Source organism: Amycolatopsis sp. cmx-4-61 (assembly GCF_046548775.1).
Lineage (GTDB): Bacteria > Actinomycetota > Actinomycetes > Mycobacteriales > Pseudonocardiaceae > Amycolatopsis.
Window position 1 is genome coordinate 102,348 of the sequence record NZ_JAEBEI010000023.1, and the last position, 16,110, is coordinate 118,457.

Genomic DNA, 16,110 nt, shown 5'->3' on the forward strand with positions numbered 1-16,110 from the left:
GGCCCGAGGTGCTGTGCGTGGGCGAGTCCATGGCGTTGTTCGTGCCCGCCGAACCCGGCCCGCCGGACGAGGTGAAGCGCTGGGTGCGCACCATCGGGGGCGCCGAGTCCAATGTGGCCTGCAACCTGCCCACGCTGGGGGTGTCGAGCGGCTGGGTGAGCGCGGTCGGTGACGACCCGTTCGGCCGGGCGATGCTGCGCGAGGTCGCGTCGCACGGGGTCGACGTCAGCGCGTGCTACGTGGACCCGCTGCGCCCGACCGGGCTCTACGTCAAGGAAAGCGGCGCCGGCGGCAGTCCCGTGCGCTACTACCGGACGGGCTCGGCCGCGTCGGGGATGGGCCCGGCGCTGCTCGATCGGCTCGACCTCGACGGTGTCCGCGTGCTCCACCTGTCGGGGATCACGCCCGCGCTGTCGGACAGCTGCCTCGCGCTGGTGCGCGCGCTGCTGGACATGCCCCGCGCCGACCGGCTGATCTCGTTCGACGTCAACCTGCGGCCCGCGCTCTGGGCGGGCCGTGACCCCGGGCTGCTCGCCGAACTGGCCGGCCGGGCGGACATCGTGCTGACCGGCGACGACGAAGCCCAGCGGGTGTGGGGGACCGGGGATCCGGCCGAACTCCGGGCGCTGCTGCCGGGGCCGCGCACGCTCGTGGTCAAGCACGGCGAACGCGGTGCGACGCTGGTCGAGGGCGAACCGCTGTTCGCGCCCGCGCTGCAGGTCGACGTCGTCGAGCCGGTCGGCGCCGGCGACGCGTTCGCCGCCGGGTTCATCGCCGCCACCCTGCGCGGCGCCACACCCCTGGAGCGGCTGCGGCAGGGGCACCTGCAGGCCGCGGTCACCCTGCTCACCCACGACGACGTCGGGGTGCCGCTGCCGCGTGCGGTCGTGGATACCCTGCTGCACGCGGACCCGGACGAGTGGCGTTCGGCGAGGCTGACCGGAGAGGGCGTGGTGCTGACGTGAGTCAAAGTCTGGACCGGGCGCTGACGCTGCTGAACTCCATCGCGAAGGACGCGCGGACCCTCGACGACCTCGCCGACGAGATCGGCGTGCACAAGTCGACGGTGCTGCGGCTGCTGCGCACCCTGGAACAGCACCACTTCGTCCGCCGGGAAGGTGCCCGCCACTACCGGCTGGGCAGCGCCATGTTCGACCTCGCCAACCAGGCCCTGGACTCCTTCGACGTCCGCCGCAGCGCCCACCCCGCGCTCGCCGCCCTCAACACGCGAACGGGGCACACCGTGCACCTGGCCAGCTACGAGGACGGCGAAGTCGTCTACATCGACAAGTTCGAGGGCCGGCACTCGGTGCGGATGTACTCGCGCATCGGCAAGCGCGCGCCGCTGCACTGCACGGCGGTCGGGAAGGTGCTGGTCGCGGCGATGCCCGTGGCCCGCCGCGAGGAGATCGCCCGGTCCATCGAGTACCCGGTGCGGACGCCGAACACGATCACCACGCCCGCGGAATACCTGGCGGAGCTGGAACGCGTTGCCCAGCGCGGGTACGCCGTCGACAACGCCGAACACGAGGACTTCATCCACTGCATCGCGGCGCCCGTGCGCGGCGCGGACGGCGAGGTGCTGGCCGCCGCGTCGATGTCGGTGCCGAAGGTGCTGCTCGACTACGAAGGCCTGCTCGGGCTGGTGCCCGAGCTGACCGCCGCCACCAGGGAAGCTTCCGTCCACAGTGGATGGACGGAGAACGGAAAGGGGCACTGATGAGCAAGACGGCAGTTTCCACCGAGAACGCGCCGAAGCCGCCGGCGAAGTTCTCGCAGGCCGTCCGCAAGGGGAACCTGCTGCAGGTCGCCGGCCAGGTCGGCTTCGACCCGGCGACCGGCGCGATCGTCGGCGACGACGTCGTGGGCCAGACCCGGCAGACGTTCAAGAACATCGAGGCCGTGCTGGCGGAGGCGGGCGCGAGCCTGGCCGACGCGATCATGGTCCGGGTGTACCTGACCGACACGGACCACTTCGCCGCCTTCAACGAGGTCTACGACGAGCTGATCGGCGACGCCCCGCACGCGGCGCGCACGACGGTGTACGTGGGCCTGCCGGGCGAGCTGCTCGTCGAGATCGACGTGCTCTGCGTGCTGGACTGAGGCTCGCGCCCCGGGGCTCGCGCCCCGGGGCGTTCAGCCGAGGACGCTCGTGTAGCCGTTGAGCGCGGGCTGCCCGCCGAGGTGGGCGTAGAGGACGTTCGAGCCGCGGTCGATTTCGCCGGTCTGGACCAGGTCGATGAGCCCGGCCATCGACTTGCCCTCGTACACCGGGTCGGTGATCATGCCCTCCAGCCGGGCGCAGGTCTCGATGGCGTCCACTGTGGACTGGTCGGGGATGCCGTAGATCCCGGCGTGGTAGCGGTCGTCCAGCTCGACCTCGGGGATCGCCCCGGCGCCGATCAGCTCGGCGGTGTTCCGCGCGATGCGCGTGATCTGCTCGCGGGTCTCGGCGGGCTTGGCGGAGGCGTCGATGCCGAGAATGCGCCGCTTTTTGCCGCGGGCCACTCCCGCGACCATGCCGCCCTGGGTGCTGCCGGTGACCGAGCAGACGACGACGGTGTCGAAGAAGACACCGAGTTCTTCTTCCTGCTGCTCGAGTTCGCCGATCCAGTTCGCGAACCCGAGCCCGCCGAGCCGGTGGTCCGAGGCGCCGGCGGGGATCGCGTACGGCTTCCCGCCGCCGGCTTCGATCTCGGCGACGGCGTCTTCCCAGGCCTGCTTGAATCCGATCCCGAAACCGGCTTCGACGAGCCGGACGTCGGCACCGAGGATCCGCGACAGCTGGATGTTGCCGACCTTGTCGTAGAGCGGGTCGTGCCAGTCGACCCAGCTTTCCTGCACGAGCACGGCCTTGAGCCCGGCGCGCGCCGCGGCCGCGGCGACCTGTCGGGTGTGGTTGGACTGGACGCCACCGATGGAGACCAGCGTGTCGGCCCCTTGGGCGAGTGCGTCGGCGACGAGGTACTCCAGCTTGCGGGTCTTGTTCCCGCCGAACGCGAGGCCGGAGTTGACGTCTTCGCGTTTGGCCCAGATCTTCGCGCCGCCGAGGTGTGCGGTCAGGCGCTCCAGCGGGTGCACCGGCGACGGACCGAAGAGCAGGGGATAGCGCGGGAAGTCGGCCAGGGTCATCGGTCCTCCAGCAGTTCGGTCCAGATGGTCGAAACCACTTCGGCGGCGGTTTCGCTGTCGTGCTTTTCGAGCGCGTCGATGAGCTTCGTGTGGCGTTCGACGGAGTTCCAGGCGAGCGCGGAGCTGAACCGGGCGTGTTCGAGGCGGCGCAGGAGCGGGGTGTAGCGGTCGAGGGTCGCGGCGACGGCGGCGTTGCCGGCCAGGCGGACGGGGATGTCGTGCAGTTCGTCGTCCGCCTTCACGGCGGCCGCGATGTCCCGGGCCTCGATGGCGTCCGCGAACCGGTCGTTGGCCGCGCGCATGGCGGCGATGTCGGCCGGACGGCACCGGGCGGCGGCCTGGCGGACGGCGAACTCGTGCAGCACCCGCACGATCTCGCGGGCGTCGAGCACGTCGGGCGACATCACCTCGGAGACGCGCGTGTAGCTCTGCGGCTTGGAGTCGACCAGGCCGTCGTCGGTCAGCCGCCGGAGAGCCTCCCGGACGGGCGCCTTCGAGAGGCCGAGTTGATCGGCCAGGTCACCGTCGCGCAGTGGGGAGCCGGGCGGCAGCGTGCCGTCGACGATGGCCCGGCGGATGCGGTCGTAGGCCTCGTCGCGGAGCAACGGGCGAGTGACCTTCGAGAGACTCACATCTAACATGTTAGATAGCAGTGGGGTCATTGCGCAAGCACGCCGCGGTTGTCCACACGCTGCCCGTGATGTGGACAACCGACTCCCGGTCACCGCCTTTTCCGGGTTTTGTCGGGCGCCCCCGATAGACTGGACTGGGGACGCCCCCCGGAGAGGGTGGGGGCCGCTCGGGTGGGCGGCGGCTCGGGAATCCGTCAGTAAACCGGGCCGGTGTAGTTCTCGCCGGGACCCTGACCGGGCGCATCCGGCACGGCCGAAGCCTCCCGGAAGGCCTTCTGCAGCGACTGCAGGCCGTCCCGCAAGGGCCCGGCGTGCAGGCCCAGGTACTCCGCGGAGGCCGTCACCAGGCCCGCCAGTGCCGTGATGAGGCGGCGGGCTTCGTCGAGGTCGCGGTGCGGGGACGTCGCGGGGTCGGCGTCGGCCAGGCCGAGCCGCTCGGCGCCGGCCGACAGCAGCATCACCGCCGCGCGGCTGATCACCTCCACGCTGGGGATCTCCGCCAGGTGGCGGTCGTCCGGGGAATACGGGGGCTGTTCGGAGGGTTGTTCTGACACGTCTGGTACCCTTCCACGAGCGACCAGCCCCCGAGCGATCGGGGGCGGCAAGTGGAGCCCCGCTCCCACCCGCGTCACCGGACAGGTGGCCGGGTCCGGTCTCACCCGGACGCAGTCCAGGGTGAAGCAGTGTCCTCCGGGGCACGATCGGGAACAGAGTGGGCCCCGCGCACCGAACGGTGTCGGGGCCTTCGCTATGTGGGCACCAGGTCGAACGAGAACAGGAAACATTCCTCGGACCAAGGAGGCCCCATCAGCTCCGAGACACGCATCAACGACCGTATCCGGGTGCCGGAAGTCCGTCTCGTCGGACCCGCCGGCGAACAGGTCGGCATCGTCCGGATCGAGGATGCGCTGCGCCTGGCGCAGGAGAACGACCTCGACCTCGTCGAGGTCGCACCGCAGGCCCGCCCGCCGGTGTGCAAGCTCATGGACTTCGGCAAGTTCAAGTACGAGAGCGCGCAGAAGGCCCGTGAGTCGCGGCGCAACCAGCAGCTGACCGTCATCAAGGAACAGAAGCTGCGCCCCAAGATCGACCAGCACGACTACGAGACCAAGAAGGGTCACGTGTCGCGGTTCCTGGCGGCGGGCAACAAGGTCAAGGTCACGATCATGTTCCGCGGCCGCGAGCAGTCGCGGCCGGAGCTCGGCTACCGGCTGCTGCAGAAGCTCGCCGAGGACGTCACCGAGCTGGGCTTCGTCGAGTCGTCGGCCAAGCAGGACGGTCGCAACATGATCATGGTGCTGGCCCCGCACAAGAACGTGAAGCCGAAGGCGAAGGCCGAGCAGGCGCCCGACGCGGCCCCTGAGGCGTAAGCGCCGACCAGCACATGTCAGCGGCTCACCGGTTCTCCCGGTGAGCCGCCGCACGAAAGAGGACACCAAATGCCGAAGATGAAGACCCACAGCGGGACGTCCAAGCGCATCCGCAAGACGGGGACGGGCAAGCTGCGCCGCCAGATGACCGGCCGGCGCCACCGCATGGAGAAGAAGTCCAGCCGCGTGACCCGCCGTCTCGAAGGCACCACCGAGGTGTCGAAGACCGAGGCTGGCCGTCTCAAGCGCCTGCTCGGCATCTGATCCCGCAGAACTTGCTGTAACCACCCGGGGCGTCCCCCTCGCCCCCTGAGATCGACAGGATGGACCCGTGGCACGCGTCAAGCGGGCGGTCAACGCCCAGAAGAAGCGTCGCGCAACTCTCGAACTGGCCAGCGGCTACCGCGGCCAGCGTTCGCGGCTGTACCGCAAGGCCAAGGAGCAGACGCTTCACTCGCTCAACTACGCCTACCGGGACCGCCGTGCCCGCAAGGGTGACTTCCGCCAGCTGTGGATCACCCGCATCAACGCGGCGGCTCGCGCGAACGGCGTGACCTACAACCGGTTCATCCAGGGCATCAAGGCCGCGGGTGTCGAGGTCGACCGCAAGATCCTCGCGGACCTCGCCGTCAACGACGCCGCCGCCTTCGCCGCGCTGGCCGAGCTCGCCAAGGCCAACGTGAACACCGGCGAAGCGAAGTCGGCCTGACCGGCAGCTTTCCCCGACCCGGGGCGGAACCGTTCACCGAACGGACCCCCCGGGTCGTTGCTGCGCGCAAGCTGACGCGGCGCGCGGAACGCGACAGGACCGGCCGGTTCCTGGCCGAAGGCGCCAACGCCGTCGAGGCCGCCCTGGCGAACGGCACGGTGCACGAACTGTTCGTCACCGCACGCGCGGCCGAGCAGCACGCGGACCTGGTCGACGCGGCCCGCGAGGCCGGCGTCGGGGTCTCGCCGATCACCGACCGCGCCGCCGACGGGCTGTCGGAAACCGTGACACCGCAAGGCATCGTGGCCGTCTGCGCGCTGCTGGACCGGCCCCTCGAGGAGGCCGTGACGCCGGCCGCCCGGCTCGTGGTCGTGCTGGTGGACGTCGCCGACCCCGGCAACGCGGGCACGGTGATCCGCGTCGCCGACGCCGCCGGCGCCGACGCGGTGGTGCTGGCGGGCGACACGGTCGACCCCCACAACGGCAAGTGCGTCCGCGCGGCCGCCGGCAGCCTCTTCCACCTGCCGATCGCGCGCGTCCGCGACGTCCCTGCCGCGCTGGCCGCCTGCTCGGCCGCGGGCCTGCGGACGTTCGCGGCCCACGGCTACGCCGACGCCGAACTCGATCGGGTGGACCTCGCCGCGCCGACGGCGTGGGTGTTCGGCAACGAGGCCCACGGCCTGCCCGCCGACGTCCTGGACCGGGCCGACCTCGCGGTCCGGATTCCGCTCTACGGCAAGGCCGAGAGCCTCAACCTGGCCACCGCCGCGGCCGTCTGCGTCTACACGAGCGCGATGGCGGCGCGGCGCTGAACCGGCGGTAAGCTGCCCCGATCATCCAGATCATCCACAGTGGCCGTTCCGGGGGGATTCCATGGGCAGGCTGGCTCGTTCGTTCGCGCTGTTCTCCGCTTCGTTCAAAGTGCTGCGCGCCCACAAGGGGCTGGCGTGGTTCCCGGTGCTCGCCGGGATCACCGGGCTGCTGGTCGCCGGCGTGTTCCTGACACCCGCATTCTTCACCGTCCACCTCGACACCGAGAACGTGCGGCCCACCGCCGGCACGTACGTGCTGCTCGCGGCGTTCTACCTCGTTTCGGCGTTCGTCACGATCTTCTTCAACGCCGCCCTGATCTCGCAGGCGGACATCGCGCTGCGCGGTGACGGCGGCATGCCGGGCGTCGGCGCGGGCTTCGCGGCGGCCGGGCGTCGCTGGCCGGTGCTGCTCGGCTGGGCCGGCGTGACCGCGACGGTCAGCGTGGTGCTGCGCACGATCGAAGAGCGGCTCGGCTTCCTCGGCGGCATCGTCAGCAGCCTGGTCGGCCTGGCCTGGCGGCTCACGACGTTCCTCGTGCTGCCGATCGTCATGCTCGAAGGCGCCGGGGTGAAGGCCGGCGTCAAGCGCTCGGTCGAGCTGTTCCGCGGCACCTGGGGCGAGAACGTCGTGGGGACCGCGGGCATCGGCCTGGTCGGCTTCCTGCTGACCTTCGCCGGTTACGTCGTCCTCCTCGGAGCCGGCTTCCTGCTCGGCGGCACGGCGACGCTGTTCGTCTGCGTCGGGCTGGCGATCGTCTGGACGCTGCTGATCGCGGTCTTCACCACCACGCTGACGGGCATCTACCAGACGGCGCTGTACCGCTACGCCGCCGACGGCGTCGTGCCCGGCGAATTCGCGTCGGTCGACTTCAGCGAGGCGTTCCGCCAGCGCTGACCGGGAGTCCGCGCGCCTCCGGGCCGACCGGGGGCGCGCGGAGCCGATCCCATAGACTTTTCCCGCCTTTGACCTCTCGCGCGCCGTGTGCGGCGGCGCGCGAACGACCAGTCCCAGCGGACGCCGAGGAGTTATGTCCGGAGCCACGGAGAAGGAAGCACAGGGCGCGGTACTCGCCCCCGAGACGCTGCAGGAGGCGGTCAAGGCCGCCGAAGCGGCGTTCGCCGCCGCGACCGGGCTCGACGGGCTGGCCGAGGTCAAACCGGCCCACCTCGGCGACCACGCGCCGCTGATGCTGGCCCGCCGCGAGATCGGCGCCCTGCCCAAGCAGGAGAAGGCCGAGGCGGGCAAGCGGGTCAACGAGGCCCGCCAGGCCGTCCAGGCCGCCTTCGACGCGCGGCGCGCCGAGCTCCAGAAGGAGCGCGACGAGCGCGTGCTCCGCGAAGAAGCCGTCGACGTCACCCTGCCGTGGGACCGCGTCCCGCGCGGCGCCCGGCACCCGATCAGCACCATCTCCGAACGCGTCGCGGACGCCTTCGTCGCGATGGGCTACGAGATCGCCGAGGGGCCCGAGCTCGAAGCCGAGTGGTTCAACTTCGACGCGCTGAACTTCGGCAAGGACCACCCGGCCCGGCAGCTGCAGGACACGTTCTACGTCGGCGAAGAGGACTCCGGCCTGGTGCTGCGCACGCACACCTCGCCGGTCCAGGCCCGCACGCTGCTGCACCGCGACCTGCCGGTGTACGTCGTCTGCCCGGGGCGGACGTACCGCACCGACGAGCTCGACTCGACCCACACCCCGGTGTTCACCCAGGTCGAGGGCCTCGCGGTGGACAAGGGCATCACGATGGCCCACCTCAAGGGCACGCTGGACGCCTTCGCCCGCGCGATGTTCGGCGAGCGCTCGAAGACGCGCCTGCGCCCGCACTTCTTCCCGTTCACCGAGCCGTCCGCGGAGGTGGACGTCTGGTTCGAGGAGAAGAAGGGCGGCCCCGGCTGGGTCGAGTGGGGCGGCTGCGGCATGGTCAACCCGAACGTGCTGCGCGCCTGCGGCGTCGACCCCGAGGTGTACTCGGGCTTCGCCTTCGGCATGGGCATCGAGCGCACCCTGCAGTTCCGCAACGGGATCCCGGACATGCGCGACATGGTGGAGGGCGACGTCCGCTTCACCCTTCCCTTCGGAACGGAGGCGTAGTGCGAGTCCCAGTCAGCTGGCTGACCGAACACCTCGAGCTCGCTGAGGAGGTCACCCCGCAGGACCTGGCCGACGCGTTCGTCCGGATCGGCATCGAGGTCGACGACCTGCACGAGCTCGGACCCGTGACCGGCCCGCTGGTCGTCGGCCGGGTGGCCGAGATCGAGGAGCTCACCGAGTTCAAGAAGCCGGTGCGGTTCTGCCGCGTCGACGTCGGCGAGCCCGCCGACGAAGCCGAAGAGCTCGACGAGGACCTCGACGACGAAGACGAGGACGACGACGAAGCGGGCGAGCTCGACGAGGGCCCGCACGGCATCAAGACCCGCGGCATCATCTGCGGCGCGCGCAACTTCGCCGAGGGCGACCTGGTCGTCGTCGCGCTGCCGGGTGCGGTGCTGCCCGGCGACTTCACCATCGCCGCCCGCAAGACCTACGGCCGGATCAGCGACGGCATGATCTGCTCGGCCCGCGAGCTCGGCCTCGGCGACGACCACACCGGCATCCTGGTGCTCCCGCCGGGCACCGCGAGCCCGGGCGACGACGCCCAGGAACTGCTCGGCCTCAACGACTCGGTGATCGAGCTCGCCCCGACCCCGGACCGCGGGTACGCGCTGTCGATCCGCGGGCTCGCGCGCGAGCTGTCGAACGCGCTGGACGTGCCCTTCGGCGACCCGGCGCTGCTCGAGGTCCCGGCGGCCGAGGGCGACGCCTGGCCGGTCCGCATCGAGGACCCCGAAGGCTGCCCGCGGTTCGTGCTGCGCCGGGTCACCGGCCTGGACGCGACCGCGCCGACGCCGTGGCGGATGCGGCGGCGGCTGATGCTGGCCGGCATCCGGTCGATCTCCCTGGCCGTCGACGTCACGAACTACGTGATGCTGGAGCTGGGGCACCCGCTGCACGCGTTCGCCACCAAGGCGATCCAGGGCGACCTGGTGGTGCGCCGGGCGAAGCCGGGCGAGAAACTGACCACTTTGGACGACGTCGAGCGCACGCTCGACCCGGACGACGTGGTGATCGCCGACGACAGCGGCGTCATTTCGCTCGCCGGCACGATGGGCGGGGCGAGCACCGAGATCACGCCGGAGAGCACCGACGTGCTGCTCGAGGCGGCGCACTGGAACCCGGCGGCGATCAGCCGCACCGCCCGGCGGCACAAGCTGTTCTCCGAGGCCGCCAAGCGGTTCGAGCGGTTCACCGACCCGCAGCTGTGCGGGGCGGCGGTCGAGCTGGCCGCGCGGCTGCTGCGCCAGTACGGCGACGCCGCCATCCAGCCCGGCCGCACCGACGAGGGCGGCGTCGAGCCGAACCCGCCGGTCGTCATGCCGATCAACCTGCCCGACAAGGTCGCGGGCGTCAGCTACCAGCGCGGCGTCACGGTCCGCCGCCTCACCCAGATCGGCTGCAAGGTCGCGGTCAGCACGGGCGACGACGGCACCGGCCTGGTCACGGCGATCCCGCCGAGCTGGCGCGGCGACCTGCGGCAGCCGGCCGACCTCGTCGAAGAGGTCCTGCGGCTGGAGGGCTACGACAGCATCCCGTCGACGCTGCCCGCCGCGCCGGCCGGCCGCGGCCTGACCGACAGCCAGCGGCGCGTCCGGGGCGTGTCCCGGGCGCTGGCCGAGGCGGGCTACGTCGAGGTGCGCCCGTTCCCGTTCGTCAGCGAAGCGGTGTGGGACGCCTTCGGCCTCCCGGCCGGCGACGTCCGCCGCAACACGGTGGTCGTCCGCAACCCGCTGGAGGCGGACCGCAACCGCCTGGCGACGACGCTGCTGCCGGGCCTGCTCGACACCCTGCAGCGCAACGTGTCCCGCGGGATGAAGGACGTCTCGCTGTACCACATCGGCCAGGTCGTGCTCCCGGCCCCGAACCCGCTGAAGGTCCCGGACCTCGGCGTCGACCGGCGGCCGACGGACGAGGAACTGGCCCTGCTGGAGGCGGCGGTGCCGCAGCAGCCCCTGCACGTCGCGGTGGTCCTCGCGGGCAACCGGCGCCGCGCGGGCTGGTGGGGCGCCGGCGAGCCGGCCAACTGGGCCGACGCGGTCCAGGCGGCGCGCACGGTCGCGGAGGCCGCGGGCATCGAGCTGACGGTGCAGGCGGCGGCCCTCCCGCCGTGGCACCCGGGCCGCTGTGCCCAGCTCCGGGTCGGCGACTGGCCGGTCGGCCACGCGGGTGAGCTGCACCCCAAGGTGGTCGAGGCCCTCGGCCTGCCGCCGCGGACGGTGGCGATGGAGCTCGACCTGGACGCGATCCCGCTGCCGGACGACCGTCCGGCGCCCAGCGTGTCGGGCTACCCGCCGGTGCTCCTGGACGTGGCCCTCGTGGCGGCGTCGGACGTCCCGTCGGCGGACCTGGCCGAGGTCCTGCGAGGCGGAGCGGGCGAGCTCCTGGAGGACATCACGCTGTTCGACGTGTACGCGGGCGAGCAGGTCGGCGAGGGCAAGCGATCGCTGGCGTACAAGCTGCGGTTCCGGGCCCCGGACCGCACGCTGACGGTCGACGAGGCCACCAAGGCCCGCGACGCGGCCGTGGCAGCAGCAGGCGAGCGCTTCAACGCCACGCTCCGCGCCTGACAGGCACCCGGGGAGGGGCCCCACACCGGCCCCTCCCCGCCCAGGCCCGCGTGTCGACCCTTCAATCACGCGTGTTGACCCCTCAATCACGCGTGTCGACGCTCCAATCACGCGTGTCGACCCCTCAATCACGCGAGTCGACCTTCGACGCACGCCGTCCGACCGCCCAGCCGTGCGATCGGACGGTCCGGGTGCGCGATCCGACCGCTCTGGTGTGCCCCGACCCTTCGGGTACGCGATCAGACCCTCCGGGTACGCGCCCCGACCTCCCAAGCACGCGTCCCGACCCCTCCGGCACGCCACAGCCGCAGCTCAGCCGATGTGCTTGAGCGCCTCCCGCCTCGACAGCCCGGACAGCCCCGGGTGTTCGGCCACGAAGTGCCGTACCCAGTCCGGCGCCGTCTTCGCGTAGTCCCGCAACGCCCAGCCGATCCCCTTGCGCAGGAAGAACTGCGGCTCGGCGATCGCCGGCTCGATCGCGCGGGTGAGCAAATCCGTGTCGGTGTCCTCCTTGGCGCCCACCTGGCAGATGATCGCCGTCCGGCGGCGCCAGAGGTCGGTATCGGCCGCCCAGGCCAGCATCGTCGGTGTCATCCGCGCCCGGAACGACCGGAGGATCGGCCCGATCCGCCGGATCGCGAGCTCGTCCACGTAGTCCCACCACGCCCCGCCGACGATCATTTCCTCGTACATCGGCACCAGCTCCGGGTCCTGCCACGGCCGGTAGGCCGGGTACCCGGAAAGATCGATGGCCGCGTAGCGCTCCTCGCGGAATTCGGCCGTCCGCCACAACTCCAGGACGGTCGCCGAATATGTCACCCGATCGGGCAATGTGTGGTCGGCGAGCAGCTGCTTGAGCAACGCGCCGCGCTGGGGTTTCGGCACTCCGCGGAACGGCATGGCCGACTTCATGTACGCCTGCATGGCCGGCGCTTTCGCCGGGTCGGCCGCCTCGGCCAACCCCGCGCGGATCGCCTTGACCAGCGTCTCGTCCGCGCTCATCCGTCCTCCCCTCGGGCTCCGGCGATCGCGAGCGTACTGCGGGCCACCGACAGTTCCGTTGCCGCGTGGACGCCACAGGTACCGACGAAAGGCGGATGGCAAAAGCCGCGTCGGTCAGCGAGATTGTTCGAGGTTGCCGGTAGTTTCGTCGAAATCTGGCGAACGCTGTCGAATGCGGACGAAAAGGACGACTGTGAAGAGAATCGTTGCCGCCATCGCCGCCGCGGGGCTCGCGGCCGGGCTGATGGCCGCCGCGCCCGCCGCCTCGGCGGAAACCGGGGTGCAGTTCACCCCCGCGCCGATCGCCTGGGGCCCTTGCGCGTCGGCGGGCCTCAAGGCCAACGGCGCCGAATGCGGCTTCCTGGAAGTGCCGATGGACTACGCGAAGCCGGGCGGGGCGAAGGTCTCCGTCGCGGTCTCGCGGATCAAGCACAAGACCGCGCAGTCCCAGGGCATCATGCTGGTGAACCCGGGTGGCCCGGGCGGCTCCGGCCTCGGCCTGTCGGTGCTCGGCAAGTACGTGCCGAACCACGCGGGGGACAACTACGACTGGATCGGTTTCGACCCGCGGGGCGTCGGGTCCAGCAAGCCCGCCGTCACCTGCGACGGGAACTACTTCAGCTACAACCGGCCCGCCTACGTGCCGACCACGCCGCAGCTGGAGAAGACCTGGCTCGCCCGCTCGAAGGGGTACGCCGACGCGTGCCGCAAGAACGGCGAGATCCTGAACCACCTCAAGACGACCGACGTCGCGCAGGACATGGACAGCCTGCGCAAGGCGCTCGGTGAGAAGCAGATCAACTATTACGGCTTCTCCTACGGCACCTACCTCGGCCAGGTGTACAGCACGCTGTACCCGAAGAACGTCCGCCGGATGGTGCTGGACGGCAACGTCGACCCGCGGAAGGTCTGGTACCAGGCCAACCTCGACCAGGACGTCGCGTTCGACAAGAACATCAAGATCTACTTCGACTGGCTCGCGAAGTACGACGACGTCTACCACCTCGGCAACACCGGCGAGGCCGTCGAGAAGCTCTGGTACGACACCCAGCGCAAGCTGGCCAAGAACCCGGCGGGCGGGGTCATCGGCGGCGACGAGTGGACCGACGTCTTCCTGCAGGCCGGCTACTACGTTTTCGGCTGGGTCGACATGGCCAAGGCCTTCGACGGCTACGTGCACAAGGGTGACTGGCAGACGCTCAAGGCGCTCTACGACAACTCGAACCCCCCGGGCGACGACAACGGCTTCGCCGTGTACCTGGGCGTGCAGTGCACCGACGTGCAGTGGCCGACCGACTGGAACCGGTGGCGGGTCGACAACTGGCTGACCTACTTCAAGGCCCCGTTCGAGACCTGGGGCAACGCCTGGTTCAACGCGCCGTGCGTGTTCTGGCCGGCGAAGGCGGGCAAGCCGGTGAACATCGACGGCAGCAAGGTGGCCGGTGCCCTGCTCATCAGCGAAGAGCTCGACGCCGCCACGCCGTACACCGGCAGCCTCGAGGTGCGGAAGCGGTTCCCGAACTCGAGCCTGATCAGCGCGCCGGGCGGCACCACGCACGCCGGTTCGCTGTCCGGGGTGTCCTGTGTGGACGACAAGATCGCCGACTACCTGGCGAACGGCACCCTGCCGAAGCGCCGGCCCGGCAACCACTCGGACGTCCAGTGCAGCCCGGTGCCGCCGCCGGTGCCCGACGGCGCCGCGGCGCAGAAGTCGGACAGCTCCGCGAAGGCCGCCCAGGAGAAGCAGAGCACGCTGGCCCAGCTGCTGCACTTCTGAGCGGAACCGTTCCACCCCGCTGCCCCGGCCCGGTGCTTCCGGACCGGGGCAGCGTCTTGTCCACCGGTGTCCCATCGTCGCCTCCTCGTGACGGTTCGTGGTCACCGGGGACGTTAGGGGAGGGGTCCGACAATTCCGGAGCGAAGTGGGCCGTGAGCAGCGCGTGGCCGAAAATTGTCGGGGGTGCGCGCTAGCTTCGTGGCATGTCGATCATCGAAGAGCGCCGGACCGAGGTCCGGGCCCAGGACAACACCTACCAGATCGTGGTCGCGACCAGGACGGACGTCGACCGCGCCGAACCCACGCCCCGGGTGATGATCACCCTGGAAGCCGGCGGACCCGGCGGTGAACCGGTCGCCGAGGGCAGCCTCGACCTGGACGTCGCGGTGGCGGCCACGGTGGCGGATCTCGTCGCGGACGGATTGCTGTCCGCAACCGGGGAGGGCCGCGGGCCGCGGCGAAGATCCGCGGGCCGTCCCGCCCAGCAGGGCCGCCCGTGGAGCGCGGAGATGGACGCGGAGCTGGAGAGCCGGTGGATCGCGGGGGAGAGCGTCGCGCAGATCGCGGCGTACTTCGAACGCACTCCCGGCGGCATCCGCGCCCGCCTGCCGCGCGTGGGCTGCGACCCGGAGAACCCCGGCTGCTACCTCCCCGTGCCGCCGAGCAGGCGCACGGACTCAGGCGGTGGTGAGCCGACCTGAGTAACAGTGGTGGGCCGGTCGTCGGCGGGACCGGCCCACCACCGGGCACCGGGCGAGTTCGCAGACGAGCAGGGGGAGGAAATCCGTGGGAAAGCCGTTGTCACCCGGCTGTGGGAAGCCGATGCGGGACGGGGAAGGCCGCGGAAGAGCGCGGTCGGCTTTCACGCCGGCCCGGGCAGCCGGCGGTGGGGGCCGGCGCCGGCGAGCGTTCCCGGTCCTTGTCGTGCGGTTGTGCGGTGGGCGGGCGGCCCTCTCGTGCGCGCGCCGGGCATCGGCCCGACCACGCCGGCGTCCCGGCCGTCGGCCAGGCTCAGGGCGCGGCGACCGGCCGGTCCTCGTTCCCGGCCGCCGCGTTCGCCCGGTTCGCGAGCTGCTTCAGGTGCGCCACCAGCTCCGCGGGTTCCTCGACCGTGAACGCACACCCCAGCCCCAGCAACCGGAACGCGAGCCAGTCGAGCGAGTCCGCGTGGCTGCGCCACCGGCACCGGCCGTCGCCGAGGTCGGTCAGCTCGCCCGCTGCCTGGCCGAGGCGGGGCGCCATCTGCGAGGCCGGCTCGGCCAGGACCGCCACCGCCCGGTAGGACGGCGCGAGGTCGTAGAACCGGTCGAGCACGTAGGCCGCCAGGTCCGCGGCGGGCGGCTCGCGTCGCGCCACCCGGCCGCCGGTGGCCTGGGCCTCGCGGACGCGGTCGGCGCGGAAGACGCGCCAGTCCGCCCGGTCCAGGTCGTAGGCAACCAGGTACCAGCGGCGGCCCGCGGCGACCAGCTGCAGCGGCTCGGCCCGGCGGCGGGTCTCGGCTCCGTCGGGGGCGCGGTAGCGGAACCGGACGGTCTCGTGGTTGGTGATCGCCCCGGCGAACACCGTCAGCTGCGCCGGGTCGACGACGGGCCCGGTGGCCGGCACGGCGACCGTCGCCGTGCCGATCGTGCCCACCCGGCGGCGCAGCCGGGCCGGCAGCACCAGTTCCAGCTTGGCGAGCGCCCGCACGGACGCTTCCTCGATGCCGGACACGGACTGCCCCGCGGCGGTCCGCAGCCCCACCGCGATCGCGACGGCCTCCTCGTCGTCGAGCACGAGCGGCGGCATCGCGGCGCCGGCGACCAGCCGGTACCCGCCGGCCACCCCGCGGCTGGCCTCGACCGGGTAGCCCAGGTCACGCAGCCGCTCGATGTCGCGGCGGATGGTGCGCGGGCTGACCCCCAGCCGCTCGGCCAGCTCGCTGCCCGGCCACTCGCGAGGGGTCTGGAGCAGCGAAAGCAGGCCGAGCAACCGGGCCGGGGTGTCCGTCATGCGCCCAGCATCCCAAGGTGGCGG

17 protein-coding genes are annotated in these 16,110 nt (G+C 71.6%); 12 read left to right on the forward strand and 5 right to left on the reverse strand.

Annotation, left to right across the window (positions count from 1 at the left end; translation table 11 throughout):
• Positions 1–29: 29 nt before the first annotated feature.
• From ACLJOU_RS40450 to ACLJOU_RS40460, 3 genes are read left to right on the forward strand one after another with little or no spacing between them, the layout of a single operon-like run.
• On the forward strand, positions 30–965 hold the full coding sequence (locus ACLJOU_RS40450) for a sugar kinase (protein WP_410574594.1): 936 nt from the start codon (positions 30–32) through the stop codon (positions 963–965).
• A complete protein-coding gene (locus ACLJOU_RS40455; RefSeq protein WP_410574566.1) occupies positions 962–1,720 on the forward strand; it encodes an IclR family transcriptional regulator in 759 nt (252 codons plus the stop codon). Before ACLJOU_RS40450 ends, ACLJOU_RS40455 begins: the two co-directional genes overlap by 4 nt.
• Positions 1,720–2,103 carry a RidA family protein gene (locus ACLJOU_RS40460; protein WP_410574567.1) on the forward strand — a complete coding sequence of 128 codons (384 nt, stop codon included), beginning with the start codon at positions 1,720–1,722 and terminating at the stop codon, positions 2,101–2,103. The genes ACLJOU_RS40455 and ACLJOU_RS40460 overlap by 1 nt, the downstream gene beginning before the upstream one ends.
• Positions 2,104–2,136: 33 nt before the next feature.
• Here the strand turns inward: ACLJOU_RS40460 and ACLJOU_RS40465 are convergent, their stop codons facing one another.
• The 3 genes from ACLJOU_RS40465 to ACLJOU_RS40475 form a co-directional block, all read right to left on the reverse strand.
• Positions 2,137–3,132, reverse strand: a complete 996-nt coding sequence (locus tag ACLJOU_RS40465) for a 1-aminocyclopropane-1-carboxylate deaminase (protein ID WP_410574568.1) — start codon at positions 3,130–3,132, stop codon at positions 2,137–2,139.
• Positions 3,129–3,764 carry a GntR family transcriptional regulator gene (locus ACLJOU_RS40470; protein WP_410574569.1) on the reverse strand — a complete coding sequence of 212 codons (636 nt, stop codon included), beginning with the start codon at positions 3,762–3,764 and terminating at the stop codon, positions 3,129–3,131. The genes ACLJOU_RS40465 and ACLJOU_RS40470 overlap by 4 nt, the downstream gene beginning before the upstream one ends.
• Positions 3,765–3,958: 194 nt before the next feature.
• A complete protein-coding gene (locus ACLJOU_RS40475) occupies positions 3,959–4,318 on the reverse strand; it encodes a DUF1844 domain-containing protein (RefSeq protein ID WP_410574570.1) in 360 nt (119 codons plus the stop codon).
• Positions 4,319–4,516: 198 nt separating this feature from the next.
• On the opposite strand from ACLJOU_RS40475, the gene infC reads away from it, so the two are divergent.
• The 7 genes from infC to pheT all read left to right on the forward strand — a co-directional run bounded on the left by infC (position 4,517) and on the right by pheT (position 11,315).
• A complete protein-coding gene (gene infC / locus ACLJOU_RS40480; RefSeq protein WP_410574571.1) occupies positions 4,517–5,134 on the forward strand; it encodes a translation initiation factor IF-3 in 618 nt (205 codons plus the stop codon).
• A 69-nt stretch (positions 5,135–5,203) separates the two neighbouring features.
• Positions 5,204–5,398 carry a 50S ribosomal protein L35 gene (rpmI, locus tag ACLJOU_RS40485; protein ID WP_013227847.1) on the forward strand — a complete coding sequence of 65 codons (195 nt, stop codon included), beginning with the start codon at positions 5,204–5,206 and terminating at the stop codon, positions 5,396–5,398.
• 67 nt (positions 5,399–5,465) lie between these two features.
• Complete coding sequence (gene rplT / locus ACLJOU_RS40490) at positions 5,466–5,843, forward strand: 50S ribosomal protein L20 (protein ID WP_285993302.1); 378 nt, start codon at positions 5,466–5,468, stop codon at positions 5,841–5,843.
• Positions 5,840–6,655 (forward strand): TrmH family RNA methyltransferase, encoded by an 816-nt coding sequence (locus ACLJOU_RS40495; RefSeq protein ID WP_410574595.1) that lies wholly within the window; start codon positions 5,840–5,842, stop codon positions 6,653–6,655. Before rplT ends, ACLJOU_RS40495 begins: the two co-directional genes overlap by 4 nt.
• A 61-nt stretch (positions 6,656–6,716) precedes the next feature.
• Entirely contained in the window at positions 6,717–7,550 is an 834-nt protein-coding gene (locus ACLJOU_RS40500; RefSeq protein WP_410574572.1) for a DUF6159 family protein, read from the forward strand.
• A gap of 133 nt (positions 7,551–7,683) precedes the next feature.
• On the forward strand, positions 7,684–8,745 hold the full coding sequence (pheS, locus tag ACLJOU_RS40505) for a phenylalanine--tRNA ligase subunit alpha (protein ID WP_410574573.1): 1,062 nt from the start codon (positions 7,684–7,686) through the stop codon (positions 8,743–8,745).
• A complete protein-coding gene (gene pheT, locus ACLJOU_RS40510; protein WP_410574574.1) occupies positions 8,745–11,315 on the forward strand; it encodes a phenylalanine--tRNA ligase subunit beta in 2,571 nt (856 codons plus the stop codon). The genes pheS and pheT overlap by 1 nt, the downstream gene beginning before the upstream one ends.
• 312 nt (positions 11,316–11,627) lie before the next feature.
• Here the strand turns inward: pheT and ACLJOU_RS40515 are convergent, their stop codons facing one another.
• On the reverse strand, positions 11,628–12,317 hold the full coding sequence (locus ACLJOU_RS40515; RefSeq protein WP_410574575.1) for a DNA alkylation repair protein: 690 nt from the start codon (positions 12,315–12,317) through the stop codon (positions 11,628–11,630).
• 193 nt (positions 12,318–12,510) lie between these two features.
• Here ACLJOU_RS40515 and ACLJOU_RS40520 point away from each other — a divergent pair, with 193 nt between their 5' ends.
• Positions 12,511–14,094, forward strand: coding sequence for an alpha/beta hydrolase (locus ACLJOU_RS40520; RefSeq protein WP_410574576.1), 1,584 nt, complete (start codon positions 12,511–12,513; stop codon positions 14,092–14,094).
• A gap of 203 nt (positions 14,095–14,297) precedes the next feature.
• Positions 14,298–14,795, forward strand: coding sequence for a helix-turn-helix domain containing protein (locus tag ACLJOU_RS40525; protein WP_410574577.1), 498 nt, complete (start codon positions 14,298–14,300; stop codon positions 14,793–14,795).
• 310 nt (positions 14,796–15,105) lie between these two features.
• Here the strand turns inward: ACLJOU_RS40525 and ACLJOU_RS40530 are convergent, their stop codons facing one another.
• A complete protein-coding gene (locus ACLJOU_RS40530) occupies positions 15,106–16,086 on the reverse strand; it encodes a helix-turn-helix transcriptional regulator (protein WP_410574578.1) in 981 nt (326 codons plus the stop codon).
• Between the last annotated feature and the right edge of the window lie 24 nt (positions 16,087–16,110).

Bases quoted from the DNA above. Each gene is read 5' to 3' on its own strand.
- ACLJOU_RS40450 (WP_410574594.1), top strand. From the start codon at position 30: ATGGCGTTGTTCGTGCCCGCCGAACCCGGCCCGCCGGACGAGGTGAAG.
- ACLJOU_RS40460 (WP_410574567.1), top strand. From the start codon at position 1,720: ATGAGCAAGACGGCAGTTTCCACCGAGAACGCGCCGAAGCCGCCGGCG.
- ACLJOU_RS40465 (WP_410574568.1), bottom strand. From the start codon at position 3,132: ATGACCCTGGCCGACTTCCCGCGCTATCCCCTGCTCTTCGGTCCGTCG.
- rpmI (WP_013227847.1), top strand. From the start codon at position 5,204: ATGCCGAAGATGAAGACCCACAGCGGGACGTCCAAGCGCATCCGCAAG.
- ACLJOU_RS40500 (WP_410574572.1), top strand. From the start codon at position 6,717: ATGGGCAGGCTGGCTCGTTCGTTCGCGCTGTTCTCCGCTTCGTTCAAA.
- pheS (WP_410574573.1), top strand. From the start codon at position 7,684: ATGTCCGGAGCCACGGAGAAGGAAGCACAGGGCGCGGTACTCGCCCCC.
- ACLJOU_RS40515 (WP_410574575.1), bottom strand. From the start codon at position 12,317: ATGAGCGCGGACGAGACGCTGGTCAAGGCGATCCGCGCGGGGTTGGCC.
- ACLJOU_RS40525 (WP_410574577.1), top strand. From the start codon at position 14,298: ATGTCGATCATCGAAGAGCGCCGGACCGAGGTCCGGGCCCAGGACAAC.
- ACLJOU_RS40530 (WP_410574578.1), bottom strand. From the start codon at position 16,086: ATGACGGACACCCCGGCCCGGTTGCTCGGCCTGCTTTCGCTGCTCCAG.